Genomic DNA, 24,784 nt, shown 5'->3' with positions numbered 1-24,784 from the left:
GGCAAGGGACGGCGACGGCTGTCGCCCTCGCAGGCGGATGATTATCCGGATGCGGCCGGGGATGCCAAGCCGCGTGATGGGTTCAGGGGGTGTCCGCTGCGCGCCAGATAGCGCCCGGGCGGGCTGCCGAAGTGGCGGCGGAACACGGTGACGAAGGCGCTGGGGCTGCTGAACCCCAGTTCGTGCGCGATATCGGACACGCTCTGGCCATCGGACAGCCGGCGCAGCCCTTCGGCCAGCCGGGCCTGCTGGCGCCACTGCGCGAAGCTGAGCGTGGTTTCATCGCGGAAGTGCCGGGTCAGTGTACGCGGCGACAGCCCGGCCCACCGGGCCCATTGCTCCAGGCTGCGGCCGTCGGCCGGGTCGGCGATCAGCTGCGAGGCGATCCGCAGCAGGCGCCGGTCCTGCGGCATCGGCAGGTGCATGCGCTGGCGCGGCGCATTGCGGATCTCGTCCAGCAGGACCTCGATCATGTGCTGCTGGCGCAGGCTCGGCTCGGCCGCGGGCACCCACGCGGTGACGCGCAGCGCGAGCGCCTGCAGGAGATCGGAAATGGCCAGCACGCAGGGTTCGTCTGGCAGACCACAGGCCATCGGCGCGCTCACGATCACGCCCCAGCCACGCAGCGGCCCGCAGATATCCACCGTATGCGGCTCGCCCGGTGGCATCCAGCCGGCACAGCCCGGTGGCAGCGACCAGGTGCCGTGGCGGGTGCGGGTGGTCAGCAGCCCGGCCTCCACGCAGATCAGCTGGGCGCGCCGGTGCTGGTGCCAGTCGATCTCGCGTTCCAGCCCTTTGGGGCTCTCGATGCGGAAGCCCAGCACGCCCAGCCCGTCATCCCGCTCGAACCAGTCCAGGACCTGGTTGCGGATCATCTGGGTAGCGTCGGTCTCCCGTGCTGGCCTGAAAGTGTTATCCATTGTCCAAATTGTAATACCCGGCCAGTGGCGGGCGCCATTAAGGTAGCGGCGTGCCCATTGTTCTGATTGCTGCAACACAGCATTTGGTTCCAGATTGAATATTTCTATTGAGAAATATATTTTTTGGAAGAGAATGCTCACCCATGATCTGCCCTGATGCCCATCCCCCCAGCTTTGGACTCCTGCTGCGCCAAGTGCGCGATGGCCTGGTCCGTCAGCTAGACACGTCGATGGCCGAGGAAAACCTCGGTATTGGCTTCACCCACTATCTCGGCCTGAAGGTCCTTGCGGCGCGTGCCCCGTGCACCGCCAACGAGTTGGCCCAGGCCCTGGACCAGGTGCCCAGCGCGGTCACCCGCCTGCTGGACAAGCTGGAAGCCCTGGACTGCGTGCGGCGCGAGCCGCATGCCCAGGACCGGCGGGCGCTGCAGATCGTGCTGACCGAGCCGGGCCGCCAGTTGTGGGCCCGCCTCAAGCAGCGGGGCGACCAGACCATCGACGACGCCATGCGTGATCTGTCTGCGGACGAACGCGCGCAGCTGCTTTCCCTCATGACCCGTGTACGCGACTCACTGGTAACGCCATGACTTCCATGTTTGAACGTTCTTATTCACTGCGCCCGCTGCGGCCGGTGCTGGTCTCCGCGCTGGCGCTTGCGCTGGCCGCGTGTGCCAGCAGCCGCGGCCTGGAGCCACAGGGCCGCCTGCTCGATGCCGACAGCCTGCAGACCCAGCGCACCCTGGCCGGCAACGGCCTGAGCCAGCCCGGCTGGCCGGCCACGGACTGGTGGCGCGCGCTGGGCGATCCCCAGCTGGACGCGCTGATCGCCGAAGGCCTGCAGCGCAATCCCGGGCTGGACGCGGCCGATGCACGCCTGCGCCAGGCGCGTGCCCAGATCGGCACCGCCCGCGCCGACCGCCTGCCCAGCGTCGCCGCCTCCGGTGGCTACACCGGCGTACGCCTGCCCGAATCAATGGTCGGCGACGAACTCGGCGGCAGCTACGCCGGCAGCGGCCAGGCCTACCTGAGCTTCAGCTACGGCATCGACCTGTGGGGCGGCAAGCGCGCCGCCTGGGAAGCGGCCGTGGACAGCGGTCATGCCGCCGAAGTGGACGCCCAGGCCGCACGCCTGAATCTCTCGGCCGCCATCGCCGAGGCGTATGCGCAGCTGGGTTACGCGTGGACGCTGCATGACGTGGCCAGCGAAGAACTGGCCCGTTCGCAGAAGACGCTGGACCTGACCCGTCAGCGGCGTGCCGCCGGCATCGACAGCGACCTGCAGACCCGCCAGGCCGAAGCCCGTATTCCGGCCGCGCAGCAGCAACAGCAGGCCGCGCAGCAGCAGATCGACGAAGCCCGCACCGCGCTCGCCGCGCTGGTCGGGCAGGGCCCGGACCGGGGCCTGCAGATCGCGCGCCCGCAGGTGTTGAACCCGCTGGCCCTGCAGCTACCCGGCGTACTGCCGAGCGAACTGCTGGGCCGCCGCCCGGACATCGTCGCCGCGCGCTGGCGCGTGGAAGCGGCCAGCCGTGACATCCACGCCGCCAAGGCCGCGTTCTACCCCAGTCTCAACCTGACCGCCCTCGGCGGCGTGGTCTCCAGTGAAGTGGACCAGCTGCTCAAGAGTGGTTCGACGTTCGCTTTCCTCGGCCCGGCACTGAGCCTGCCGATCTTCGACGGTGGCCGCCTGCGCGCCAATCTGGGCAAGACCGACGCGCAGTACGACCTGGCCGTGGCCGACTACAACCAGTCCGTGCTCAACGCGCTGCGCGATGTCGCCGACCAGGTCAATGCGTTGCGCTCGCTGGCCGACCAGGCCAGTGCCCAGGCTCAGGCCGTCAGCACCGCGCGTGCCGCCCATGATCTGGCCGAGCAGCGCTACCGCGCCGGCATCGGCAGCTACCTGGATGTGCTCAGCGTCGAAGAGCAGTTGCTGGTCTCCCAGCAGCGGCTGGCCAGTCTGCAGTCGCGTCAGATCCTTGTTTCGGTCCGCCTGAGCCAGGCGTTGGGCGGTGGCTTCACCCCGACCAGCGATGCCGCCACGGTCGCCGCCACCCCTGAATCCTCGCATTCCTGAGAGTCATCCCCATGAGTCAGACCTCCGCCCCCGCTGCCGAGAAGGCAGCTCCCTCCCGTCGTGGCAAGCTGCTGCGCGGCCTGCTGGTCATCGTGGTGCTGCTGCTGGCCGCGCTGGCCCTGTGGTACTTCATGTTCGGCCGCTGGTTCGAAGAAACCGACGATGCGTACGTGCAGGGCAACCAGGTCCAGATCACCCCGCTGATCAGCGGCACCGTGGTCGGGATCAACGCCGATGACGGCATGCGCGTCGAGCGCGGCCAGTTGCTGGTCCAGCTGGACCCGGCCGACACCGAAGTGGCCCTGCAGCAGGCCGAAGCCAACCTCGCCAAGACGGTCCGCCAGGTACGCGGTCTGTACCGCAGCGTGGAAGGTGCCCAGGCCGAATTGAACGCGCGCCAGGTCACCCTCAAGCGCGTGCGCGAGGACTTCAACCGCCGTAAGGATCTGGCCAGCAGCGGTGCGATCTCCAACGAAGAGCTGGCGCATGCCCGCACCGAACTGGCGGCTGCCGAAGCCGCCGTGGCCGGTTCGCGCGAGACCTTCGAGCAGAGCAACGCGCTGGTCGATGACACCGTGATCGCCACCCAGCCGGACGTGCAGGCCGCTGCCGCGCAGCTGCGCCAGGCCTACCTCAACAATGCCCGCGCCGGCATCGTCGCGCCGGTCACCGGTTACGTGGCGCGTCGTTCGGTGCAGGTCGGCCAGCGCGTGCAGCCGGGCAATGCCCTGATGGCCGTGGTGCCGACCGAGCAGATGTGGGTGGAAGCCAACTTCAAGGAAACCCAGCTGCGCCACATGCGCCTGGGCCAGGAAGTGGAGCTGCGTTCGGACCTGTACGGTGGCGATGTGACCTACAAGGGGCGCATCGACAGCCTCGGCCTGGGCACCGGTTCGGCGTTCTCGCTGCTGCCGGCGCAGAACGCCAGCGGCAACTGGATCAAGATCGTGCAGCGCGTGCCGGTGCGTATCGCCATCGATGCCAAGCAGCTGGCCGAGCATCCGCTGCGCATCGGTCTGTCGATCAAGGCCGAAGTGAGCCTGCGTGACCAGAAGGGCACCGTGCTGCCGACCGACATCGCCAAGGGCCAGGTGTTCGATACCGACGTCTATGCCAAGCAGTTGCACAGCGCTGACGATGTGATCCACCAGATCATCCAGCGCAACCTGCCGCAGCAGGGCAAGGCGAGCTGAGGCCCTCATGTCCGCACAAGCTCCCGCCGCACCGGGCGCCCCCGCGGCCCCGGGCACGGCCTTCCGGCCGGCCAACGTCGCCCTGTGCACCGCAGGCCTGGCGATGGCCTCGTTCATGCAGGTCCTGGACACCACCATCGCCAACGTCTCGTTGCCGACCATCGCCGGTAATCTCGGCGCCAGTTCGCAGCAGGCCACCTGGGTCATCACCTCGTTCGCGGTCAGCACCGCGATCGCGCTGCCACTGACCGGCTACCTCAGCCGCCGCTTCGGCGAGACCAAGCTGTTCGTGTGGGCCACGTTGGCCTTCACATTGGCCTCGCTGCTGTGCGGCCTGGCCCAGAGCATGGGCATGCTGGTCGTCTCACGTGCGATCCAGGGTTTCGTCGCCGGCCCGATGTACCCGATCACGCAGAGCCTGCTGGTCTCGCTCTATCCGCGTGAGAAACGCGGGCAGGCGCTGGCGTTGCTGGCCATGATCACCGTGGTCGCGCCGATCGCCGGCCCGATCCTCGGTGGCTGGATCACCGACAACTACAGTTGGGAATGGATCTTCCTGATCAACGTGCCACTGGGCATCTTCGCCGCGCTGGTGGTGGGCAACCAGCTCAAGGGGCGCCCGGAACAGATCGAAAAGCCGAAGATGGATTACGTCGGCCTGATCACTCTGGTGATCGGCGTGGGCGCGCTGCAGCTGGTGCTCGATCTGGGCAACGACGAAGACTGGTTCAGTTCGACCAAGATCGTCGTGCTGGCCTGTGTGTCGGTGGTGGCGCTGGCGGTGTTCCTGATCTGGGAACTGACCGACAAGGATCCCATCGTCGATCTGCGCCTGTTCCGGCACCGCAACTTCCGCGCCGGGACGCTGGCGATGGTGGTGGCCTACGCGGCGTTCTTCAGCGTGGCGCTGCTGATTCCGCAATGGCTGCAGCGTGACATGGGCTACACCGCGATCTGGGCCGGTCTGGCGACCGCACCGATCGGTGTGTTGCCGGTGATCATGACGCCGTTCGTGGGCAAGTACGCCTCGCGGTTCGACATGCGCATGCTGGCCACGATCGCCTTCATCTTCCTGTCCTTCACCAGCTTCCTGCGCTCGGGCTTCAACCTGCAGGTGGACTTCGGCCATGTGGCCGGCATCCAGCTGATCATGGGTATCGGTGTGGCGTTGTTCTTCATGCCGGTGCTGCAGATCCTGCTGTCGGATCTGGACGGTCGCGAGATCGCCGCGGGCTCCGGCCTGGCCACCTTCCTGCGCACGCTGGGCGGCAGCTTCGCCGCCTCGCTGACCACGTGGTTGTGGGCACGCCGTACCCAGGAACACCACGCGCATCTGACCGAACACATTTCCGGTTACACCCCGGGCATGCAGGACCAGGTGACCGCGATGGGGCAGGGCGACCTGCAACATGGCGCGGCGGCGCTCAACAACATGATCAACCACCAGGCCTCGCAGATGGGCTTCAACGACATCTTCTTCCTGCTGGGCTGGATCTTCCTGGCCATCATCGCCTTCCTGTGGCTGGCCAAGCCGCCGTTCGGTGCAGGGGCGGGCGCTGCCTCGGCCGGTGGGCATTGAAATGCTTGCGGTGAGCTGAAACGAAAAAACCCCGCTGAAAGGCGGGGTTTTTTTTCGATGCCCGGAAACGAAAAAACCCGCTTGCGCGGGTTTGATCATTTTCTGAGTCATGGTGCCCAGGAGAGGACTCGAACCTCCACGAAGTTGCCCCCGCTAGCACCTGAAGCTAGTGCGTCTACCAATTCCGCCACCTGGGCGACTCAGGAGGAGAATTCTGCGGGAGAACCGGGAATGTGTCAACAGGATCGCGTGGGAAATTTTTCGTCAGTCGTCAGTCGTCAGTCGCCGCGTCATCGTCGTGTTGATGCCACGCACCGCGTGCGTTACGCACTACGCAGGGCAGAGCCACGCAGTGACGAACCGCAGAAACGAAAAAACCCGCTTGCGCGGGTTTGATCATTTTCTGAGTCATGGTGCCCAGGAGAGGACTCGAACCTCCACGAAGTTGCCCCCGCTAGCACCTGAAGCTAGTGCGTCTACCAATTCCGCCACCTGGGCGACTCAGGAGGAGAATTCTGCGGGAGAACCGGGAATGTGTCAACAGGATGTCGCAGGAATTTTTGTTCCTCGCTCGATGCAGCGCCATCGCCCGCGGTGACGCGCGAATCGTGCGTGGCGGATGCAGGGCGCCAGAAACGAAAAAACCCGCTTGCGCGGGTTTGATCATTTGCTGAGTCATGGTGCCCAGGAGAGGACTCGAACCTCCACGAAGTTGCCCCCGCTAGCACCTGAAGCTAGTGCGTCTACCAATTCCGCCACCTGGGCGACTCAGGGGGCGAATTCTGGGCATGTCTCCGCGGGTTGTCAACGGTTTTGTGAAATTTCTTCACAATCCTGCACAGGAGCGCCGCTGACCGGTTCTGCACACGCGCAGCGGTTACTATTGAGGTCAATGAAACCAAAGAAACCGACCCAGGGCGCGAAAGCCCCCAAGTCCCCGGCGCCCAAGAAGGCAGCCGGTCCGTCGGGCAAGCCCCGCGCTGCCGCCAAGAAAGCCGGCAAGCTGCCCCCCTGGATGCCCGAATCCCTGAACACCGCTGAGCCGCCGCGTGGCAACAAGCGCGGCCCCAAGCCTGCGCATGCCGGGCCGATCCCGACCCGCCGCCGCCCGCATCCGACCCCGCTCGACGGTGAGGTCCAGGTGGACCCCTTCGCCGCCCGCGAGGCCGAGCGCTATGCGCAGCCGATCGCCAGCCGTGAGGCGATCCTGCAGCTGCTTGACCGCTGCGATGGCCCGCAGACCGCCGAAGAGATCGCCATCCACCTCGGCCTGACCGAGCCGGACCGTGCCGATGCCCTGGGCAAGCGCCTGGGCGCGATGTGCCGTGACGGCCAGCTGGTGCAGAACCGCCGTGGCGGTTTCGCGCCGCTGCAGGCGGTCAACCTGATCACCGGCGTGGTGATCGCCAACCCGGAAGGGTTCGGCTTCCTGCGCCCGGTTGAAGGTGGCGACGATCTGTTCCTGCCACCGTTCGAAATGCGCAAGGTGCTGCATGGTGACCGCGTACTGGTCAACGTGACCGGCATCGATCGTCGTGGCCGTCGCGAGGCGAGCATCTCGCGTGTGCTCGAGCGTGGCATGAGCCGCCTGATCGGCCGCTTCAGCGTCGAGTTCGGCATCAACTACGTGGTGCCCGACGACAAGCGCGTGCAGCGCAACGTACAGATTCCGCCCGACCAGACCGGGGATGCCCGCGATGGCCAGCTGGTGGTCTGCGAGCTGACCCAGGCGCCGGACACCCGCCGCCCGCCGATCGGCCGCATCATCGCCGTGCTCGGCGACAAGCTGACGGCCTCGCTGGTCGTGGAAACCGCCATCCACGGCCATGAGCTGCCGTTCGAGTTCCCGGCTGAAGTGTTGGCTGAAGCCACCGCCGTGCCGATGGTGGTCACACCGGAACAGATCGGTCACCGCGAAGACCTGCGCAATACGCCGCTGGTCACCATCGATGGTGAGGACGCCAAGGACTTCGACGACGCGGTCTACTGCGAACCCAATGCCGAAGGCTTCCGCCTGGTCGTGGCGATCGCCGACGTCTCCAATTACGTGCGTCCCGGTACGCCGCTGGACAATGAAGCGCAGAAGCGCGCGACCTCGGTCTACTTCCCCGGGTTCGTGGTGCCGATGCTGCCGGAGACGCTGTCCAACGGCATCTGCTCGCTGATGCCCAAGGTCGACCGCATGTGCTTCGTCTGCGACATGCAGGTGAACCGCGAAGGCGAGGTCATCCATTCGCGCTTCTACGAAGCGGTGATGAACTCGCACGCGCGCCTGACCTACAACCAGGTCTGGGAAGCGGTGGGCGAGAACGACCCGGCCGCGCGCAAGGCGATCGGTCCGCTGATGCCGCAGGTGGATCGCCTGTACCAGCTGTATCACGTGCTGGCCAAGGCGCGTACCCGCCGCGGCGCGATCGAATTTGAAACCTCCGAAGTACGCTTCGTGCTGGACAACACCGGCGAAGTCACGCAGGCCGGGATGATGGTGCGCAACGATGCGCACAAGCTGATCGAAGAATGCATGATCGCGGCCAACGTGCAGGCGGCGCGCTACCTGCTGGCCAAGCAGGTGCCGGCGCCGTTCCGTGACCATGAGCGTCCGCCGGAATCCAAGTACGCCGATCTGCTCGAGTTCCTGAAGGAATTCAAGCTGAGCCTGCCGCCGTGGTCGAAGGTGCAGCCGGCCGATTTCACCAAGCTACTGAAGAAAGTGCGCGATCGCCCGGACGCGGCGCTGCTGGAATCGGTGCTGCTGCGCAGCCAGAGCCTGGCGGTGTACTCGCCGGACAACCTGGGCCACTTCGGCCTGGCGCTGGATGCGTACGCTCACTTCACCTCGCCGATCCGTCGCTACCCCGATCTGCTGGTGCACCGTGCGATCAAGCACGCACTCAGTGGAGCCGCGCCCGAGAAGTTCACCTATTCGCCGCGTGAGATGGCTGCACTGGCCCTGCAGTGCTCCGAGCGAGCACGCCGTGCCGATGAAGCCGAGCGTGAAGTGGACGAGCGTTACCGCGCCGCGTGGATGGAAAAGCACGTTGGCGGCCAGTTCGAGGGCGTGATCAGTGGCGTGACGAGCTTCGGCCTGTTCGTGGAACTGGACGAATCCAAGGTCAACGGCCTGGTCCACGTGACCCAGCTGCCGCACGACTATTACCAGTTCGACGCGGTGCGCAAAACGCTCAACGGCGAACGCCGCGGCAAGATCTACCGCCTCGGTGACCGCGTGCGGATCCTGGTGCTCAAGGCCAGCATGGAAGAGCGCAAGATCGACTTCCGCCTGGTGGAAGAAAAGGACGATTCGCTGCCCGAGCTGCCGCCGCGCGGCCAGCCGGCCAAGCGCCAGAAACAGAAGTACTGATCGTCGCGTACCGGCCCACGGCCGGTACGCGGCAAGTGCCGACCCTCGGTCGGCACTCTGGGTACCCGCCCACGCTTGATGGGCGGGCTGTCCCCCTTGGATCTCATCGGAGCAATCCCATGCCGTCCCTCCCCGAATACAGCGGCGGCTGCCAGTGCGGCGCGATCCGCTTCCACGTGGTCGGTGCGCTGACCCACAGCTCGATCTGCCATTGCCGGATGTGCCAGAAGGCCTTCGGCGCGTATTACGCCCCCCTGGTGTCGGTGCGTGGCAGCGAGTTCCGCTGGACCCGCGGCGAGCCCCGACGTTTCCAATCCTCGAACTGGGTCCAGCGCGGCTTCTGCGCCGACTGCGGCACCCCGTTGACCTACGAAGCCCCGGATGGCGTGGCGGTCGCGGCCGGCGCCTTCGACGAACCGGCCCGCCTGCCGCCGACGATCCAGTACGGGATCGAGGCCAAGCTCCCGTTCGTGGATGCCCTGGGGTCGCTCAGCGCGCTGCGCAGCGAGGAGGACACCGAGGCTGGTGACTTCCTGCTGCATATCGTCTCCCACCAGCACCCGGACCACGACACCGCGGATTGGCCGCCGGACTGAAGGCGGCCAGTGAACGCCCCCCGTGAACGCCCGGCAGGGCAGCGTGGGCCTTGATGCTCTACCATTACCAACCCCTTTACCGGTCCCGCCCCCCGCAATGAGCAAGCAAAGCCAGTGGATCGTCGGCGTCAACGCCGTCGCCTCTTCGATCGAGAATGATGCCGAGAACGTCCGCGAGGTCCTCATCGAGGCCGGTGCGAAGAACCCGCGTCTGACCGAGATCGAGGAAAACGCACGCCGCAAGGGCATCGACGTGCGCAAGGTGAACACCCAGGCGCTGGACGGTGTGGGCGGTTCGGTGCGTCATCAGGGCGTGGCGGCGCGCTACCAGGCCGCACGGACCTGGGGCGAGAACGAGCTGGAAGGGCTGGTCGAAGCGGCAGAGGGCAAGGCCCTGCTGCTGATCCTCGACGAGGTCCAGGACCCGCACAACCTCGGCGCCTGCCTGCGCAGCGCGGCGGCAGCCGGTGCCACGGCGGTGATCATTCCCAAGGACAAGTCGGCCTCGGTCAATGCGACCGTGCGCAAGACCTCGGCCGGCGCGGCCGATCGTATCCCGGTGGTGCAGGTGACCAACCTCTCGCGCTGCCTGAAGGACCTGCAGAAACTGGGCGTGTGGATCTACGGCCTGGCCGGTGAAGCCACCGAGTCGTTGTACGCGATCGACCTCAAGGGCAACGTAGCGCTTGTGCTGGGCGGTGAAGCTGACGGCCTGCGCCGCCTGACCCGCGAAAACTGCGATGGCCTGGTCAAGATTCCGATGCCGGGCGATATCGAAAGCCTGAACGTCTCCGTCGCCACCGGCGTGAGCCTGTTCGAAGCCGTGCGTCAGCGCGGGCTGTAAGCCGCGGGCTTGCCCCGAGGGTAGAGCCACGCCATGCGTGGCTGAGCGGCGTCGTATCGAAAGGCAGTCAATGTGCGGTGCGGGATCCAGAGGCGGCCACGCATGGCGTGGCTCTACCTGTGCTGCGCCTGGCGCGGGGGATCACCCCGCGCTTCCCCCCAGCGCCTTGAACAACGTCACATCGTTGATCAACTGCCGCTGGCGCACGGAGGCCAGTGACAGCTCGGCATCGCGCCGGGTCTGTTGGGCTTCCAGCCAGGTGCGCAGGTCGGTGGCACCGACCCGGTAGCGCACTTCGTACATCCGCTCGATCTCAACCGCTTCGTCGTAGGATGCCTGCGAGGCCGCCACCTGCGTGGCGAACTGGGTGCGCGCCGACAAGGCGTTGTCCACTTCCGACAGCGCGGTGTACAGCGTGCGGCGGAACCCGTTGGCCGCGATCTGGTAGTCGGTGCCGGCCAGGCGGGTGTTCAACTGGGCCTGGCGCACATTGAGGAACGGCAGCGACAGCCCCGCCCCCAAGGTGGCGACCGGATTCTTCAGCACGTCCGAGAGCGAGGTGGCGCCGGTGCCGACGCTGCCGGTCAGGCTCAGCGCCGGGTAGTACTGGGTGGCGGTGACCTTGATGGTCTTCAGGCTGTTGCGCAGGCGCAGCTCGGCGGCGCGCAGGTCCGGCCGGCGGCCGAGCAGATCGGCCGGCAGGCCTTCGGCCACGACCGGGCTGCCCGCGCGCTGCAGCTGCTGCGGCTCCTCGGCCAGTGCCAGCGGCTGCCCATCCAGCAGCACCGTCAGTGCATTGCGCGCGGCGACACGCTGCTGCTCCAGCGCACTCTGCGCGGCACGCTGCGCCTCCAGGCTCTGGACGGCCTGGCGCACTTCCAGGCGCGAGACCGCACCGGCGTCGAAGCGCGCCTGGACCAGCTCGCGGGTGCGCTCCAGGCGCTGCAGATTGGCCTGGCCGGCGGCGATGGACTGGTTGAGGAAGGCCAGCGTCCAGTACTGCGTGGCCACGTCGCTGATTACCAGCAGCGCGGTGTTCTGCAGGTCTTCCTGGCTGGCCTGGGCTTCCCACTGGGCGATGTCACGCTGGGTGCGCAGGCGGCCCCACAGATCGATCTCCCACTGCAGGGACACGCCGGCCGAGCTGCCGCGGTTCCAGTCCGCGCTCTGGTCGATGGGGCGATTGCCGCTGCTGCTGACGCTGCCCGAGGGCTGCGGCCACAGCGCGTTGTCGGCCAGCCCGGCCTGCAGGCGCGCGCGCTGCACCGCCAGCCCGGCCGAGACCAGGTCGGTGTTGGCGGACAGAGCGCGATCGATCACGCGGTCCAGGCCGGGGTCGCCGAACTGGGTCCACCAGGCATCACTGCGGACATCGGCGGCAGCCGCATGCGGTTGTTCGCTCACGGCCTCGGTGGGGGTGTTCAGGGTGGCATCGCCGCGGCCATAGGTGGCCGGCACCGCCGGCGCGTCGACCTGGTAGCGGCCGGTGCTGACACAGGCGGACAAGGCCAGCGCGGTCATGCAGGCCAGGGCCAGCGGACGCAGCGAAGCGGGGTGCAGCAGAGCAGGAGAAATCTTCATTCGCGCGCCAGCGCCTCCACGGGATCAAGTTGGGCGGCATTGCGGGCCGGCAGGAAACCAAACGCCACGCCGATCAGGCTGGAGCAGGCAAAGGCGGCCACGATGGATGCGGTCGAGAACAGCATCTGGAAGTCCGGCGCGAATTTTCCGAACAGCCAGCCCACCACCAGCGACAGGCCGACGCCGAGCAGGCCGCCGAGCAGACACACCAGTACCGCCTCGATCAGGAACTGCTGTCGGATATCGCTCTGCCGCGCGCCGACGGCCATGCGCACGCCGATTTCGCGGGTGCGCTCGGTCACCGAGACCAGCATGATGTTCATCACGCCGATGCCGCCGACCAGCAGCGCGATCGCGGCGATCGCACTGATCAGCAGCGTCATGGTGCGGGTGGTCTGCTCGATCGTCTGGCGGATCTCGGCGCTGTTGCTGAGGAAGAAGTCCTCGGTGCCGTGGCGCATGATCAGCAGCTTGGAGATGGCCGCCTGTGCGGCATCCATCGGGGTGGCGTCATCCACGCGCACGGTGATGCTGGAGACATGGCTCTGGCCGAGCATGCGCGACATCACCGTGGTGTAGGGCACCCACACGCTCAAGCTGGTACTGCCACCAAAGCCGAAGCTCTGACGCTGGGCCACGCCGACCACGCGGACCGGCACGTTGCCCAGCAGGATCACCTGGCCCACCGGGTCTTCGCCGTTGGGGAAGAACTGGGTGCGCGTGTTCTCATCGATGATCGCCACCTGGGCCAGGCTGCGCACCGCATCGGTATCGAAGAAGCTGCCGGCGATCAGGGTCACGCCCTTGACCCGGAAGAACTGCTCGCCCACGCCGTTGACCTGCGCGGTAGCCGATTGGTTGCGGTAGCGCGCAGTCACCGAGGAGGACACGCTGGGCGTGGCGCTGTCGATGTAGCTCTGCCGCCCCAGTGCATCGGCGTCGCTGGCCTTGAGGGTCTGCACCCGGGCCGAGCGCATGTCGCCGAAACCGCGGCCGGGATAGACATCGATGGTATTGGTGCCCAGCGCGCTGATGTTCTGCAGGATCTGCTGCTGGGAGCCATTGCCCATCGCCACCACCGATACCACCGAGGCGATGCCGATGATGATGCCGAGCATGGTCAGGAAGGTGCGCAGGCGGTGGGCATTCATGGCCAGCAGGGCCATGCGGAAGGCTTCGGTGAAACGATCCCGCGCGGCCCGCCAGCTGTGGCCCTTGCCGGCAGCCACGGTCGGCTGACGCTGCGCGCGGTAGCTCGGCGCCTTCGGATTGATGCGGTCGGCGATGATCTCGCCGTCGCGGATCTCGATGATGCGCTGGGCGTGTTCGGCCACGCTCATGTCGTGGGTGACGATGATGATGGTATGACCCTCGGCATGCAGCTCGCCGAGGATGCCCATCACCTCTTCGCCCGATTTCGTGTCCAGTGCGCCGGTGGGTTCGTCGGCCAGGATCACCTCGCCACCGTTCATCAGCGCCCGCGCGATCGACACGCGCTGCTGCTGGCCACCGGAGAGCTGACCGGGTTTGTGGTTCATGCGGTCGCCCAGGCCGAGCCGCTGCAGCAGCTGTTCGGCCCGCGCGGTGCGGACCGGGCCCGGGCTGCCGGCGTACACGGCCGGCACGGCGACATTACCGCGCGCGTCCAGATCGCCGAGCAGGTGGTAGCGCTGGAAAATGAAGCCGAAATGTTCGCGGCGCAGTTCGGCCAGTTCGTCCGGCTCCATCCGGCCGGTCTCGCGGCCGGCCACCTGGTAACTGCCGCGCGTTGGCCGGTCCAAACAGCCGAGGATGTTCATCAGCGTGGACTTGCCCGAGCCGGACTGGCCGACGATGGCGACCAATTCGCCAGCGGCGATGTCCAGATTCACGTCGCGCAGCACGGCGATCGTTTCATCGCCTGCCGGGAACTCGCGGCGCAGGTCGCGCAGCCGCAGCAGCGGCGTGCCCGTCGAGGCGCTGCTCATCGGCGCGGCCCACCCATGCCGGGGCCGCTGATCCGGACCCCACCACCACCGCGGTTGCCGGCACCGGCACCCTGGGCGCCGCCGCCTTCGCCGACGATGACCTTGTCGCCTTCTTCCAGGCCGGACAGTACCTCGGCATTGGCGCCGTTGTTGATGCCGATCTTGACCTTGCGCGGCGCGGGCATGCCATCGGCATCGGCCACACGCACCATGTACTGCCCGTCACGGGTCTTCGGGCCCAGTGCAACGGCCGGGATGATCAGCACGTCCTTGGCCTGCTTGAGCATTACCGAGACCTGCGCGGTCATGTCGATGCGCAGGGTGCCATCCGGGTTTTCCACGTCGAAGAGCGCGTTGTAGTAGACCGCGGTGCTGGAGCTGGAGCTGGACGAACTGGAGCTGCTGGAACTGTCGTTGGCGATCGATGCCGGCGCCGGGTTGATCTGGCGCAGCGTGGCATGGAATCTGCGATCCGGCTCTCCGAGCGTGGTGAAGTACACCGGCATGCCGGCCTTGATCTTGACCACGTCCGCTTCGGAGACTTCCGCATTGACCGTGACCAGGTCCAGACGGGCCAGCATCACGATGGTCGGTGCGGTCTGGTTGGCGTTGACGGTGCGGCCCTCTTCGGCGACCACCGCCACCACGGTGCCGTCCATCGGCGCGATGATGCGGGTGTAGGCCAGGTTGGCGCGGGCGGTGCCCAGCTCGGTTTCGCGGCCGGTGATCTGTGCATCGAAGGACTGGATCTGGGCGCGCGCGGTCTTGAGCTTGGCGTCGGCCGCATCGAACTCGGCGCGCGAGGTAGCCTCGGCGGCCAGCATCTGCTGCTGGCGCGCGAACTCGAGCTCGGCTTCACGCAGGCTGGCCTGCTGCACCGCGCGCTGCGCCTTGACCTGATCCAGCGAGGCCTGCGCGTTGAGCACCTGGTTCTGCTGGGTGGTGGCGTCGATCTCGGCGATCAGGTCGCCTTCCTTGACGGTATCGCCGAGCTGGACCTTCAGCGATTTGATCTGACCGGAGGCCTGCGCACCGACGCTGACCAGCTTGTAGGCATCGATAACACCGGTGGCTTCCACGGTCTGTTCGATATCGCCACGGCTGACCGGCGAAGTCGCCAGGGTGGGCGCGGCCGGCTTGCGCAGCATCCATGCCACAATCGCGGCGATCAGGACGAGCACCACAAGCAACAGCAGGAGGCGAGCACGGCGGGTTCTGGGCAAACGGGGCTTCACGATGATCGTCAACTCGGCAGGCCGGTGCATCGGCGTTGTCAGCATTGTGAAGATCGTTCATTGCCGGCTCAATGCTCGCCGTGTACCAAGATGTATCCCTGCGGTGCTCAACACGTTTCGTTGTGTATCTGCATCACCCTTTGAAACAGACGTACGCAAACCAGGAGATGCGGTTCAGCTCCCGACAGGGGATGATCACCGCATGGAGACTGCCAACAGCATGCACAGACTGCTGATCGTCGATGACGACAACGATATCCGCCAGCTGCTCGCCGAGCAGCTTGGCCGCGCCGGTTACCTGGTCAGCGCTGCCGGCGACGGCAATGGCATGCGCCAGCTGCTGGAGCGCGAGCACGTCGACCTGATCGTGCTCGACCTCAACCTGCCGCGCGAAGACGGCCTGACCCTGTGCCGCGACCTGCGCGCGCGCTCGAGCACACCGGTGATCATGTTGACCGCGCGCAGCGAGCCGATCGATCGCGTGCTGGGCCTGGAAATGGGCGCCGACGACTACCTGGCCAAGCCGTTCGAACCGCGCGAGCTGCTCGCCCGCATCCGCAACGTGCTGCGTCGCACTGAAGCGTTGCCAGCCAACCTGGAGCCGCTGGCGATCCGGCGTGCACGCTTCTCCAGCTGGATCTTCGATCTCGAACATCGCCATCTGGTCGATCCCGATGGGCGCGTGGTGGTGTTGTCCGGCGCCGAGTTCCGGCTGCTGCGGGTGTTCGTCGGGCACGCCAACAAGGTGCTGTCGCGCGAGCAGCTGGTCTCGCTGAGCAGCGGCCGCAACTACGAATCGCAGGACCGTGCCATCGATCTGCAGGTCAGCCGCCTGCGCAACAAGCTGGCCGATGACGGCGGCAGCGACGGGCTCATCAAGACCGTACGCAACGAAGGCTACGTCCTTGCTGCGGCAGTGACCCTGGAATGAAACGCCTGCGGCGCTTTTTCGCCTCGATGGTCGGGCGGCTGTTCGTCATCCTGCTGCTGGGCATGAGCGTGGCCGCGGTCGGTGCCACCATGCTGGCCAGCACCAAGCGCCAGCAGGAGTTCGAACGGCAGAACCTCAACCGCATCGCTGATCGCCTGCAGGGCTTCGTGAACCTGCTCGACGGCAATCCGGAACTGCGCGAGCGCCTGCTCGGCAGTGGCGGGCCGAGCGTGCGCCAGTTGCCGGAAGGTGCGCGGATCGGCCGGCCCGACGCGGCGTTGATGGAAATTCTCGATGACCGCCCTGGCCCCGTCGCCAGCAGCCAGGTGGCCTTCACCTCGTTCCGTTCCTGCCTGCCGCGCCTGCCGGAGCTGCTGCCGCCGCCTCCGCGCGACAAGGACAAACTGCGGCATCCGCCGCGCGAACGCGACCCAGCCTTCATCCCGCCCAAGTGCCGCGTGGTGACCCTGCAGCTGACTGACGGCACGCCGCTGCGGCTGGCACTGGATTCCCCTGCGGTGGCACACAACGGTGTGCTCGCCGTCGACCCGCTGTTCCTGACCCTGCTGGTGATCGCGATCGCGATCCTGGCGTATATCGTGGCGCGCATGGCCAGCGCGCCGTTGCAGCGCTTGGCCGATGCCGCCGCGGCGTTGGGCGATGACCTGCAGGGTGCGCCGATGCCGGTGACCGGTCCGCTGGAAGTGCGTCGCGCCGCCGAAGCGTTCAACGCCATGCAGAAACGCCTGCAGCGCCACCTTGGCGAGCGCACCCAGATGCTGGCGGCGATCACCCACGATCTGCAGACCCCGGTCACCCGTCTCCGGCTGCGGCTGGAGAACGTCACCGATGAGGCGCTGCGTGAGCGCCTGATCGGTGACCTCGGTGCGATGCAGGCGTTGATCCGCGAGGGCCTGGAGCTGGCCCGCAGCGCCGAGAGCGCCGAGCAGCGCGCCGCGCTGGACCTGGATTCACTGCTGGAGAGCATCGTCGAAGATGCCGCCGAAGCCGGTGCCGATGTGCACTTCGAGCAGCCCAGCGGTGCGGTGCTGATGTTGCGGCCGCTGGCCATGCATCGCCTGTTCTCCAACCTCGTCGACAACGCGGTGATGTACGGGCAGACCGCTCGGGTCCGGGTGGAGCAGGCTGGTCAGGATGTGGAGGTACGCATCCGCGACAGCGGCCCCGGCTTGGCCGAGGACGAGCTCGAAGCGGTGTTCGACCCGTTCGTGCGGCTGGAGACCTCGCGCTCGCGCCAGACCGGCGGTGCCGGGCTGGGGCTGACCATCGCCCGGGCGTTGGCCGAAAAGGACGGGGCGACGCTGCACCTGCGCAACCATCCCCACGGGGGGCTGGAGGCGATCGTGCGCTGGTCCTCACCGGCACGCGCCGCGGCGGGGCCGCGCGGGAGCTGAGTCCAGCCCCCCAAGACGCCCGGTTTTGCCTACTATGGGCGTCTCTTTCCAGCGTCTCCCCCATGAGAGCGTACGACTCTGCCAGCCATTGCGCTGGTGCACGGCCGTTCCCCCCATGCGCACGGCGCCTGCCCAAGGCTGCTCCACACGGATGAGCGAGCGGGGGGGCAGGATCCGGTGGCGGCCGGTACAACTGAACGACTCCGGCATGCCAACCCTGCAGGCGGTAGCGCTGTGGCTGTTGCTGCTGTGCGCGCTGCCATGGTCGCTGTCGGCGCAGGATGGCCCACCGCCGCTGCGCGATTACGCCATCGACGTGTGGACCTCGCGCAACGGGCTGCCGCACAACTCCCTGCGCGATATCGCGCAGACCCCGGAGGGCCATCTGTGGTTTGCCACCTGGGAGGGGCTGGTCCGGTACAACGGCCTGGACTTCACCGTGTTCGACCGCAGCACCACCCCGGGCCTGCGCGACAACGGGGTCGGGGCGTTGCTGGTGGACCGCAGTGGCGGCTTGTGGATCAGTGATTCGCGCGGCAACGTGACCCGCCGGAGTGCGGATGGCCGCTGGCAGGTGTGGGAACACCGCGCCGACACACCGCAGGTGCTGATCCAGGCCATGCAGATGGACAGCCATGGGCGCCTGTGGCTGCTGTACGAAGGCAAGGGGATTGCGAGTCTGGGCCCGGACGGTACCTTCGATTACCAGGCGCCGCCGGCCAACGTGCCGTTGGCGATGAGCTTCACCAAACTGGTCGTGGATGCACAGGACCGGGTCTGGGTCGGCACCCTGGATGGCCTGGTGGTGCGCGACAACGACGGCGTCCTGCGCCGGGCACCGGAGAGCTTCGGTCTGGGCCGTGGGCTGGTCTGGCCCTATCGTGCCCCGGATGGCGTGATGTGGGTGGTGGCCAGCGAGCGTATCTACCGCATGCAGGATGGCGTGCCGTTGCTGCAGCATCGCCTGCCCGGCGCGACCCACATCACGGCCATGCTGCAGGACCGCCACGGCGATCTGTGGCTGGGGACCGAAAACCAGGGCCTGCTGCGGCTGTCCCGGCACGGGCTGGAGCGGTTGCCGGCCGGACTGTCCTTGCCCGGCGGGCGCGTGGTCAGCCTGCGCGAAGATGCCGAAGGCAGCATCTGGGTGGGCGCCAACGGTGGCCTGTATCGCCTGCGCGAAACCCTGTTCAGCAGCTACACCGAACGCGACGGGCTCAGTGGTGATTACGTCCGCACCGTCTTCGAGGATCGCCAACGGCAGCTCTGGATCGGCAGTGCGCGCGGGCTGGATCGCCGCGATGCCCAGGGAAACTTCAGTCCGGTGCCGCTGCGCAACAACGTCGGCAAGAGCCCTTCGGTGCTGAGCCTGGCCCAGGACCGCGACGGTGATCTGTGGGTCGGGACCTTCGGTGATGGCATCTTCCGGGTCGGCGAGAACGGGCAACCGCGGCGGACGTACGGCAGCGCCGACGGCCTGCTCGGAGGCAACATCCGCGCGATCAGCATCGACCGTGACGGGGTGATCTGGGCCGGCACCCAGAAAGGCGTGGTCCGCATCGTCGCCGACAGGGCCGAGCCGGTGGCCTTTCCCGGCATGCCCACCGGGCTGACCACCGCGCTGGCGCACGATGCCGAAGGCGCCCTGTGGATCGGCACCATCGAGGGCATCCGCGTGTTGCGCGGCAACCGCGTGCAGGCGATCGATCTGGAGGCACTGGGGGGTGGCCGCAGCGTGTTCGGGTTCCAGCAGATCGGCGATGCGATGTGGGTCAGCACCGATCGCGGCCTGTACCGCTACCAGGAAGGCAAGCTGGCACGGGTAGGCCTGGAGCAGGGCATGCCGGTGGATACGGTCTTCCAGCTGATTCCCGATCGCGTGGGCAACGTCTGGATCAGCAGCAACCGCGGGGTACTGCGGACCGACATGGCCATGCTCAACGCGGTGGCCGACGGGCGTGCCGCACGGGTCGAGGTCGAGCATTACAACGAGATTGACGGCATGGCCAACTCACAGGCCAACGGCAGTTCCGGCCCCTCGGCGATCCTGCGCCAGGACGGCACCTTCTGGGTGGTCACGGCCGGCGGGCTGAGCACGGTCGATCCACTGCGCCTGCAGCGCTTCCGTGAGCGCCTGGCGCCACCGGCGGTGATCGAGACCGTGCTTGTCGATGGCGCCCCGCTGCACTGGCAGGGCAGCAACCACAACACGATCCCGGGCGGGCGACGCCTGAGCGTGAGCTATGTGGGGCTGAGTTACCTGCTCTCCGAGCGCATCCGCTACCGCACCCGCCTGGAAGGACTGGACAAGGGCTGGGTCGAGCGGGGGCAGCAGCGCAGTGTCGAGTTCATCGGCCTGCCGCCGGGCGAATACACCCTGCATGTGTCGGCCGCCCATCCCGGTGGCGCCTGGAGCGACAGCGAAGCGGTCTGGGCGTTCACGGTGGAGCCGTTCCTGTGGCAACGACACAGCGTGCAGCTGATCGCCGCGCTGCTGTTGCTGGCCGGGCTGGTCGCGCTGTACCGGTATCTGATCAACCGTTACAAGGCCAGCAACGTGCGGCTGGCGCGCCTGGTGCAGGAAGCCACGCTGGATCTGCAGACCCAGACGGTCAACCTGCAGGCGCTGAATCAGGAAAAGACCCAGCTGGCCGATCGCCTGGCGGTGCAGGCCGAGGCGTTCGAGCGCCAGGCGCGCGAAGACGCGCTGACCGGGCTGCCGAACCGGCGTGCATTCGATGAAGCGCTGGCGCGCGATTTCGCCCGTTCGCAGCGCAGCCGCCACCCGTTGTGCCTGGTGGTGCTGGACATCGATCACTTCAAGGAAGTGAACGACCAGCACAGCCATTCGGTGGGCGATGTGGTGCTGGTGGAGGTGGCGCGGCTGCTGGCTTCGGCCTGCCGCGACTCGGACATGCCCGCACGTACGGGCGGCGAAGAATTCGCGCTGCTGCTCAACGATACCCGCCTGGATGAAGCGGCCCAGGTCTGCGCGCGTCTGCGCGGGCTGTTCCATGATCATCCGGACTGGGCGGGTATCCCCGACCTGAAGGTCACCTTCAGTGCCGGTCTGGTCGAACTGGACGCTGCTGACCGCACCCCGATGCTGCTCTACCAGCGCGCCGATCGCGCGCTGTACCGCGCCAAGAGCGAAGGGCGCGACAGAACCGCTATCGGGTGATGCCCCTCAGGGGCGCGGCCAGCTGTTGGCGACTTTGCAGAACAGCTTTGCGGTCTGCTCGGTGTCGTACACCGCGCTGTGCGCTTCATCGGCATCCCAGCCCAGCCCGGCTGCGGTGGCGGCGCGCGCCAGTACGGTCTGGCCATAGGCGATACCGCCCAGGGTGACGGTGTCGAAGACGCTGAAGGGGTGGAACGGGTTGCGCTTGTGTCCGGTGCGATTGACCGCGGCATTGACGAAGCCCAGGTCGAAGTGGGCGTTGTGCCCGACCAGGATCGCGCGTTGGCAACCGTACTTTTTCATCGCCGCCCGGATCGGGGTGAAGATGTGGTCCAGCGCATCGCGCTCGACCTTGGCCAGCCGGAACGGGTGATCCAGGATGATCCCGGTGATCTCCAGCGACTTCGGATCGATCTCCAGGCCTTCGGCCGGCACCACGTGGGCGCTGGCGGTCTGGCCGGGATAGAGCAGGCCGTTCTCGTCCATCTCGATCGGAACGGCGGCGATCTCCAGCAGCGCGTGGCGATCAGAATCGAAACCACCGGTCTCCACGTCCACCGCCACCGGCAGGAAGCCGCGGAAGCGTGTTGCCATCAAGCGCTGGGCAGCAGCGGGCAGTGCGTCGGCAGCAGCCGGCGCGTCGGAGCGGGGGAGGTCGTCAGTCATCGCGTCAGTTTAGCAGAGCGACCTGTACGCCCCCCGCGCTCAGGCCTGCGCAGGGGCGGGCGCGGCGGGCCCGATCACGCCGTTGTCGTGGAACTGACGCAGCAGGGCGGCGCCGGGCAGGAGCAGCGCATCGGCCGCCATGCCGTGCGCCTGCGCAAGCTGCTGCAGGTAGGTGGCCCCGGTGCTGCCGGGGTGCTGGCCGATCTGCTCCAGCAGCTGCGCGGCCATCGGGCTGATCGCGGCGAAGCGGACCTGGCCATCGGGGTCGCGCCGGACCAGCAGCCCGGTCGGCTCGGGGCCGGGCTGCGCGGGCGCGTCATCGGTGCCGAGCCGATGCACCGGCCAGTGATAGAGCAGTGGCCAGGCCAACGGCGAGCGCTGCAGGGCCGCGTGCATCGGGTCCATGCCCGGCGAGGGCGGCAGGGGCTGCGCGTCCAACTGATGGAGGGCCGTTTCCACCCACTCGTAGTGGGCCAGTTCGGCCAGTGCCGGGTGTGGCAGCGCGGTCTGGTGCTGCAGCCACTGCACAAACTCGGCGGCCAGTTCGGTGAACAGCGGCGTCTGCGCCAGGTGACTGGCAAGGAAGCGCCGGACCAGGGTGGCCCATGCCGCGTCCCCCAGGAGCTGCATGCAGACCGGGAAGCCGTTGCCGATCAGGCCCAAGACGTTGTTGAAGACCAACCGCTGGTAGACGCCCAGCCGGCGCGGGTCCATGCCGTCGGGTGCGGCGATACGGTCCGGGTCCCGCAGATGCGCGGTGAACGCTCTCTGCTGTGCGTGCAGGCGTGCCGGGGTGTCAGTCATGGCGGTTCCCGGCATGGGCGGCCATCAGCTGGCGGATGTGCTGCAGTTCGCCGCGCAGTTCGGCATACGGCGGGAAATTGAAATCACGTTCCAGCAGCGTGGGGAGCGCACCGATGCGCGCATAGGTGCGGGCGAGCAGGTCCCAGACCGGATCGATCACCGCGCTGCCGTGGGTGTCGATCTTCAGATCGGGCGCCTCGTCCAGATGGCCTGCCACATGCAGGCAGACGATGCGCGCGGCCGGCAGCCCGGCGATGAACGCGTCGGCGTCGTAGCCGTGGTTGCAGGCGTTGACGTAGACGTTGTTGACGTCCAGCAGCAGATCGCAATCGGCCTCGGCCAGCACGGCGTTGGTGAAGGCCAGTTCGTCCATGGCCGGTTCCGGGGCGAGGTAGTAGGACACGTTCTCCACTGCGATGCGCCGGCCCAGCAGGTCCTGCACGCGGGCAATGCGTGATGCGGTATGGCGTACGGCTTCGTCGGTGAAGGGAATCGGCAGGAGGTCGTAGAGGTGACCTTCATCGCTGCAGTAGCTCAGGTGTTCGCTGTACAGAGGCACGTTGTGCCGCGCCAGGAAGCGGCCTACCTGTTCCAGCAGCACGGTATCCAGCGGCGCGGTGCTGCCCAGCGAGAGCGACAGCCCATGGCAGGTGAGCGGGTGGCGCGAGGCCAGTTCGGCGAGTGCGTCGCCGGCCGGCCCACCGATACCGATCCAGTTTTCCGGCGCGCATTCGAGGAAGTCGATATCGCCGGCGGGCGCGTCACGCAGGTCCTGCAGCAGGGCCCGGCGCAAACCCAGTCCGGTCGCTGCCGCAGGCAGCGGCGACCGGCCCAGGCCAGCGGCGAGCGCGTCAGTGCTTGGCACCGCACTTGCCTTCGCCGCACTTGCCTTCCCCACACTTGCCTTCGGCGGCCTTGGCACCGGCGGTCGCGGCCTTGTCGCCCGCCTTCGTGCCGGCCTTGTCGCCATGCGCACCGCACTTGCCTTCGCCACACTTGCCCTCGGCGGCCTTGGTCGCCGCCTGGCCGGCCACCAGGTAGCCCTGGGCCAGCTCGGTCATGCTCAATGCGGACGCCGAGGCGGTGACGCCCAGGCCTGCGGCCAGCGCAGTGGCCGCCAACAACGACAGCGATCGGGTGGGTGTGCTCATCGTGTGGATCTCCTTGAAATGGGCTGGGGCCGGGGAGGGCTGCGTGGGCAGGTGCGGGTATGGTGGCCCGGCCCGGCGCATCGAATCCTCACACAGGATTCAACGTTTCGTGAAGTGCAGAGCAGTGCGTTGCGTTATTCAACAGCGGTGGACGGGTCGGGCGCTGGGCCGCGATGCCCTTGCCGGCGAATGTCCCCCGGCGTCGGCCTGCGGCCGCCGCCTCCTCCTTTATTTCGCCCACAAGAGCATCGCGACCCACGTGTCGAGATCATTGGCGCCTCCCAGCGCTGTCCGGCATGCAGTACGAGTACCGCACGCGAGCCCCGTAGCGGCCGGCAGGCCCCTGGGCAAAATCAAGGAGGAGGCCGTCGCCGCGAGGCGCCGGCCGGGGGACATTTGCCGAGGGGCCTGCCGGTTGATGCGGGGCGTGACGCCCGCGGCAGGCCCAAGCGAAGATACTGGTGGATCCAAAGTACCGCTGAGGTGCTGTCGTGCTTTGGGTGAGGAACAAAAAAGCCGCCACCCGAAGGCAGCGGCTGTTGCGTTCTACTTCTGAAGCAAGCGCTCAGACGTGATCGGTACTGCTCGTCTCGTCGCGCTTCTCGCGCGGCGGCAGCGCCTGCTCGCCATGCACCAGGAACCACACGTTCTCGGCGATGTTGGTCGCATGGTCGCCCACGCGCTCCAGGTTCTTGGCCATGAACAGCAGGTGGGTGCACGGGGTGATGTTGCGCGGGTCTTCCATCATGTACGTCAGCAGCTCGCGGAACAGCGCGGTGTACTGCGCGTCCAGACGGGCGTCATCGTCGCGCAGCTCCAGCGCCGCGGCGGCGTCGTTGTCGCGGTAGGCCTCGATCGCGCGGCGTACCTGTTGCGCAGCCAGCCGGCCCAGGGCGCGCAGGCCCTGGATCTGCGGCAGCGGCGGCACCTTGCTCAGGGCGATCGAGCGCTTGGCCACGTTGGCCGCGTAATCGCCGATGCGTTCGATGTCGGCCGGGATGCGCAGGCCGGCCAGGATCTCGCGCAGGTCGCGTGCCATCGGCCCGCGCAGCGCAAGGCGCATTACGTCGTGGCTGATGTGCTGCTCAAGCTGATCGATGGCTTCATCGTTGGCGATGATGCGCTGGGCGGCGTTTTCGTCGCGCTTCTCGATAACGTCCATGGACGCCTCCAGCTGCGCAACCGCCATCTCGCCCATGCGCACGATCTCGGCGACCAGGCGCTGCTGTTCTTCGTCGTAGCTCTTGACGATGTGGTCGTTGGGAATGCTCATGCGGTTCTAT

19 protein-coding genes and 3 tRNA genes are annotated in these 24,784 nt (G+C 67.3%); 10 read left to right on the top strand and 12 right to left on the bottom strand.

What is annotated here, in order from left to right; translation table 11 throughout:
- Positions 1-41: 41 nt before the first annotated feature.
- A complete protein-coding gene (locus tag K4043_RS18370) occupies positions 42-920 on the bottom strand; it encodes a helix-turn-helix transcriptional regulator (protein ID WP_123728784.1) in 879 nt (292 codons plus the stop codon).
- Positions 921-1,063: 143 nt separating this feature from the next.
- Between K4043_RS18370 and K4043_RS18365 the strand changes: the two genes are divergently transcribed.
- From K4043_RS18365 to K4043_RS18350, 4 genes are read left to right on the top strand one after another with little or no spacing between them, the layout of a single operon-like run.
- A complete protein-coding gene (locus tag K4043_RS18365; protein ID WP_121041527.1) occupies positions 1,064-1,507 on the top strand; it encodes a MarR family transcriptional regulator in 444 nt (147 codons plus the stop codon).
- A 5-nt stretch (positions 1,508-1,512) separates the two neighbouring features.
- Positions 1,513-2,997, top strand: coding sequence for an efflux transporter outer membrane subunit (locus K4043_RS18360; protein ID WP_265310157.1), 1,485 nt, complete (start codon positions 1,513-1,515; stop codon positions 2,995-2,997).
- 11 nt (positions 2,998-3,008) lie between these two features.
- Positions 3,009-4,190 carry a multidrug efflux MFS transporter periplasmic adaptor subunit EmrA gene (emrA, locus tag K4043_RS18355; RefSeq protein WP_123728786.1) on the top strand — a complete coding sequence of 394 codons (1,182 nt, stop codon included), beginning with the start codon at positions 3,009-3,011 and terminating at the stop codon, positions 4,188-4,190.
- A 7-nt stretch (positions 4,191-4,197) separates the two neighbouring features.
- Positions 4,198-5,769 (top strand): DHA2 family efflux MFS transporter permease subunit, encoded by a 1,572-nt coding sequence (locus K4043_RS18350; RefSeq protein ID WP_121041533.1) that lies wholly within the window; start codon positions 4,198-4,200, stop codon positions 5,767-5,769.
- Between the two features lie 110 nt (positions 5,770-5,879).
- On the opposite strand, the gene K4043_RS18345 is transcribed toward K4043_RS18350, so the two are convergent.
- The 3 genes from K4043_RS18345 to K4043_RS18335 all read right to left on the bottom strand — a co-directional run bounded on the left by K4043_RS18345 (position 5,880) and on the right by K4043_RS18335 (position 6,534).
- Positions 5,880-5,966: transfer RNA gene (locus K4043_RS18345), tRNA-Leu, on the bottom strand.
- A gap of 214 nt (positions 5,967-6,180) precedes the next feature.
- Positions 6,181-6,267, bottom strand: a tRNA-Leu gene (locus tag K4043_RS18340).
- Positions 6,268-6,447: 180 nt separating this feature from the next.
- Positions 6,448-6,534, bottom strand: a tRNA-Leu gene (locus tag K4043_RS18335).
- Positions 6,535-6,784: 250 nt separating this feature from the next.
- Between K4043_RS18335 and rnr the strand changes: the two genes are divergently transcribed.
- The 3 genes from rnr (at position 6,785) to rlmB (ending at position 10,570) form a co-directional block, all read left to right on the top strand.
- Positions 6,785-9,130, top strand: coding sequence for a ribonuclease R (rnr, locus tag K4043_RS18330; protein WP_260232222.1), 2,346 nt, complete (start codon positions 6,785-6,787; stop codon positions 9,128-9,130).
- 119 nt (positions 9,131-9,249) lie between these two features.
- Positions 9,250-9,726: a GFA family protein gene (locus tag K4043_RS18325; RefSeq protein ID WP_265310156.1), complete on the top strand. Its 477-nt coding sequence runs from the start codon at positions 9,250-9,252 to the stop codon at positions 9,724-9,726.
- Between the two features lie 97 nt (positions 9,727-9,823).
- On the top strand, positions 9,824-10,570 hold the full coding sequence (rlmB, locus tag K4043_RS18320) for a 23S rRNA (guanosine(2251)-2'-O)-methyltransferase RlmB (protein WP_019184367.1): 747 nt from the start codon (positions 9,824-9,826) through the stop codon (positions 10,568-10,570).
- A 141-nt stretch (positions 10,571-10,711) separates the two neighbouring features.
- Here rlmB and K4043_RS18315 read toward each other — a convergent pair whose 3' ends face one another.
- Genes K4043_RS18315 through K4043_RS18305 form a run of 3 tightly spaced genes read right to left on the bottom strand, consistent with a single transcriptional unit; the run spans position 10,712 to position 15,383 of the window.
- Positions 10,712-12,091, bottom strand: coding sequence for a TolC family protein (locus K4043_RS18315; RefSeq protein ID WP_321160157.1), 1,380 nt, complete (start codon positions 12,089-12,091; stop codon positions 10,712-10,714).
- Between the two features lie 56 nt (positions 12,092-12,147).
- Entirely contained in the window at positions 12,148-14,118 is a 1,971-nt protein-coding gene (locus K4043_RS18310; protein WP_265310154.1) for a MacB family efflux pump subunit, read from the bottom strand.
- On the bottom strand, positions 14,115-15,383 hold the full coding sequence (locus K4043_RS18305) for an efflux RND transporter periplasmic adaptor subunit (protein WP_123728791.1): 1,269 nt from the start codon (positions 15,381-15,383) through the stop codon (positions 14,115-14,117). Before K4043_RS18305 ends, K4043_RS18310 begins: the two co-directional genes overlap by 4 nt.
- 172 nt (positions 15,384-15,555) lie before the next feature.
- Between K4043_RS18305 and K4043_RS18300 the strand changes: the two genes are divergently transcribed.
- From K4043_RS18300 to K4043_RS18290, 3 genes are all read left to right on the top strand, one after another.
- Positions 15,556-16,284 (top strand): response regulator transcription factor, encoded by a 729-nt coding sequence (locus K4043_RS18300; protein ID WP_265310153.1) that lies wholly within the window; start codon positions 15,556-15,558, stop codon positions 16,282-16,284.
- Positions 16,281-17,699, top strand: coding sequence for an ATP-binding protein (locus K4043_RS18295; RefSeq protein ID WP_265310152.1), 1,419 nt, complete (start codon positions 16,281-16,283; stop codon positions 17,697-17,699). The genes K4043_RS18300 and K4043_RS18295 overlap by 4 nt, the downstream gene beginning before the upstream one ends.
- Before the next feature lie 208 nt (positions 17,700-17,907).
- Positions 17,908-20,880, top strand: a complete 2,973-nt coding sequence (locus K4043_RS18290; RefSeq protein ID WP_265310151.1) for a ligand-binding sensor domain-containing diguanylate cyclase — start codon at positions 17,908-17,910, stop codon at positions 20,878-20,880.
- A 6-nt stretch (positions 20,881-20,886) separates the two neighbouring features.
- Here K4043_RS18290 and rnt read toward each other — a convergent pair whose 3' ends face one another.
- From rnt to phoU, 5 genes are all read right to left on the bottom strand, one after another.
- Positions 20,887-21,474: a ribonuclease T gene (gene rnt, locus K4043_RS18285; protein ID WP_121042195.1), complete on the bottom strand. Its 588-nt coding sequence runs from the start codon at positions 21,472-21,474 to the stop codon at positions 20,887-20,889.
- A gap of 111 nt (positions 21,475-21,585) precedes the next feature.
- Positions 21,586-22,350 (bottom strand): putative DNA-binding domain-containing protein, encoded by a 765-nt coding sequence (locus K4043_RS18280; protein WP_265310150.1) that lies wholly within the window; start codon positions 22,348-22,350, stop codon positions 21,586-21,588.
- Positions 22,343-23,215, bottom strand: a complete 873-nt coding sequence (locus K4043_RS18275; RefSeq protein WP_265310149.1) for a DUF692 domain-containing protein — start codon at positions 23,213-23,215, stop codon at positions 22,343-22,345. Before K4043_RS18275 ends, K4043_RS18280 begins: the two co-directional genes overlap by 8 nt.
- Positions 23,202-23,501: a hypothetical protein gene (locus K4043_RS18270; protein ID WP_265310148.1), complete on the bottom strand. Its 300-nt coding sequence runs from the start codon at positions 23,499-23,501 to the stop codon at positions 23,202-23,204. The genes K4043_RS18275 and K4043_RS18270 overlap by 14 nt, the downstream gene beginning before the upstream one ends.
- A gap of 565 nt (positions 23,502-24,066) precedes the next feature.
- Complete coding sequence (gene phoU, locus K4043_RS18265; protein ID WP_070471813.1) at positions 24,067-24,774, bottom strand: phosphate signaling complex protein PhoU; 708 nt, start codon at positions 24,772-24,774, stop codon at positions 24,067-24,069.
- Positions 24,775-24,784 lie beyond the last annotated feature (10 nt).

The sequence above is a fragment of the Stenotrophomonas sp. SRS1 genome (genome assembly GCF_026130205.1).
GTDB classification, from domain to species: Bacteria; Pseudomonadota; Gammaproteobacteria; order Xanthomonadales; family Xanthomonadaceae; genus Stenotrophomonas; species Stenotrophomonas rhizophila_B.
This window is presented reverse-complemented; position numbering and strand designations above follow the sequence as displayed.

Bases quoted from the DNA above. Each gene is read 5' to 3' on its own strand.
- K4043_RS18370 (WP_123728784.1), bottom strand. From the start codon at position 920: ATGGATAACACTTTCAGGCCAGCACGGGAGACCGACGCTACCCAGATG.
- K4043_RS18365 (WP_121041527.1), top strand. From the start codon at position 1,064: ATGATCTGCCCTGATGCCCATCCCCCCAGCTTTGGACTCCTGCTGCGC.
- K4043_RS18360 (WP_265310157.1), top strand. From the start codon at position 1,513: ATGTTTGAACGTTCTTATTCACTGCGCCCGCTGCGGCCGGTGCTGGTC.
- emrA (WP_123728786.1), top strand. From the start codon at position 3,009: ATGAGTCAGACCTCCGCCCCCGCTGCCGAGAAGGCAGCTCCCTCCCGT.
- K4043_RS18350 (WP_121041533.1), top strand. From the start codon at position 4,198: ATGTCCGCACAAGCTCCCGCCGCACCGGGCGCCCCCGCGGCCCCGGGC.
- rnr (WP_260232222.1), top strand. From the start codon at position 6,785: ATGCCCGAATCCCTGAACACCGCTGAGCCGCCGCGTGGCAACAAGCGC.
- K4043_RS18325 (WP_265310156.1), top strand. From the start codon at position 9,250: ATGCCGTCCCTCCCCGAATACAGCGGCGGCTGCCAGTGCGGCGCGATC.
- rlmB (WP_019184367.1), top strand. From the start codon at position 9,824: ATGAGCAAGCAAAGCCAGTGGATCGTCGGCGTCAACGCCGTCGCCTCT.
- K4043_RS18315 (WP_321160157.1), bottom strand. From the start codon at position 12,091: ATGACCGCGCTGGCCTTGTCCGCCTGTGTCAGCACCGGCCGCTACCAG.
- K4043_RS18310 (WP_265310154.1), bottom strand. From the start codon at position 14,118: ATGAGCAGCGCCTCGACGGGCACGCCGCTGCTGCGGCTGCGCGACCTG.
- K4043_RS18305 (WP_123728791.1), bottom strand. From the start codon at position 15,383: ATGCACCGGCCTGCCGAGTTGACGATCATCGTGAAGCCCCGTTTGCCC.
- K4043_RS18300 (WP_265310153.1), top strand. From the start codon at position 15,556: ATGGAGACTGCCAACAGCATGCACAGACTGCTGATCGTCGATGACGAC.
- K4043_RS18295 (WP_265310152.1), top strand. From the start codon at position 16,281: ATGAAACGCCTGCGGCGCTTTTTCGCCTCGATGGTCGGGCGGCTGTTC.
- K4043_RS18290 (WP_265310151.1), top strand. From the start codon at position 17,908: ATGCCAACCCTGCAGGCGGTAGCGCTGTGGCTGTTGCTGCTGTGCGCG.
- rnt (WP_121042195.1), bottom strand. From the start codon at position 21,474: ATGGCAACACGCTTCCGCGGCTTCCTGCCGGTGGCGGTGGACGTGGAG.
- K4043_RS18280 (WP_265310150.1), bottom strand. From the start codon at position 22,350: ATGACTGACACCCCGGCACGCCTGCACGCACAGCAGAGAGCGTTCACC.
- K4043_RS18270 (WP_265310148.1), bottom strand. From the start codon at position 23,501: ATGAGCACACCCACCCGATCGCTGTCGTTGTTGGCGGCCACTGCGCTG.
- phoU (WP_070471813.1), bottom strand. From the start codon at position 24,774: ATGAGCATTCCCAACGACCACATCGTCAAGAGCTACGACGAAGAACAG.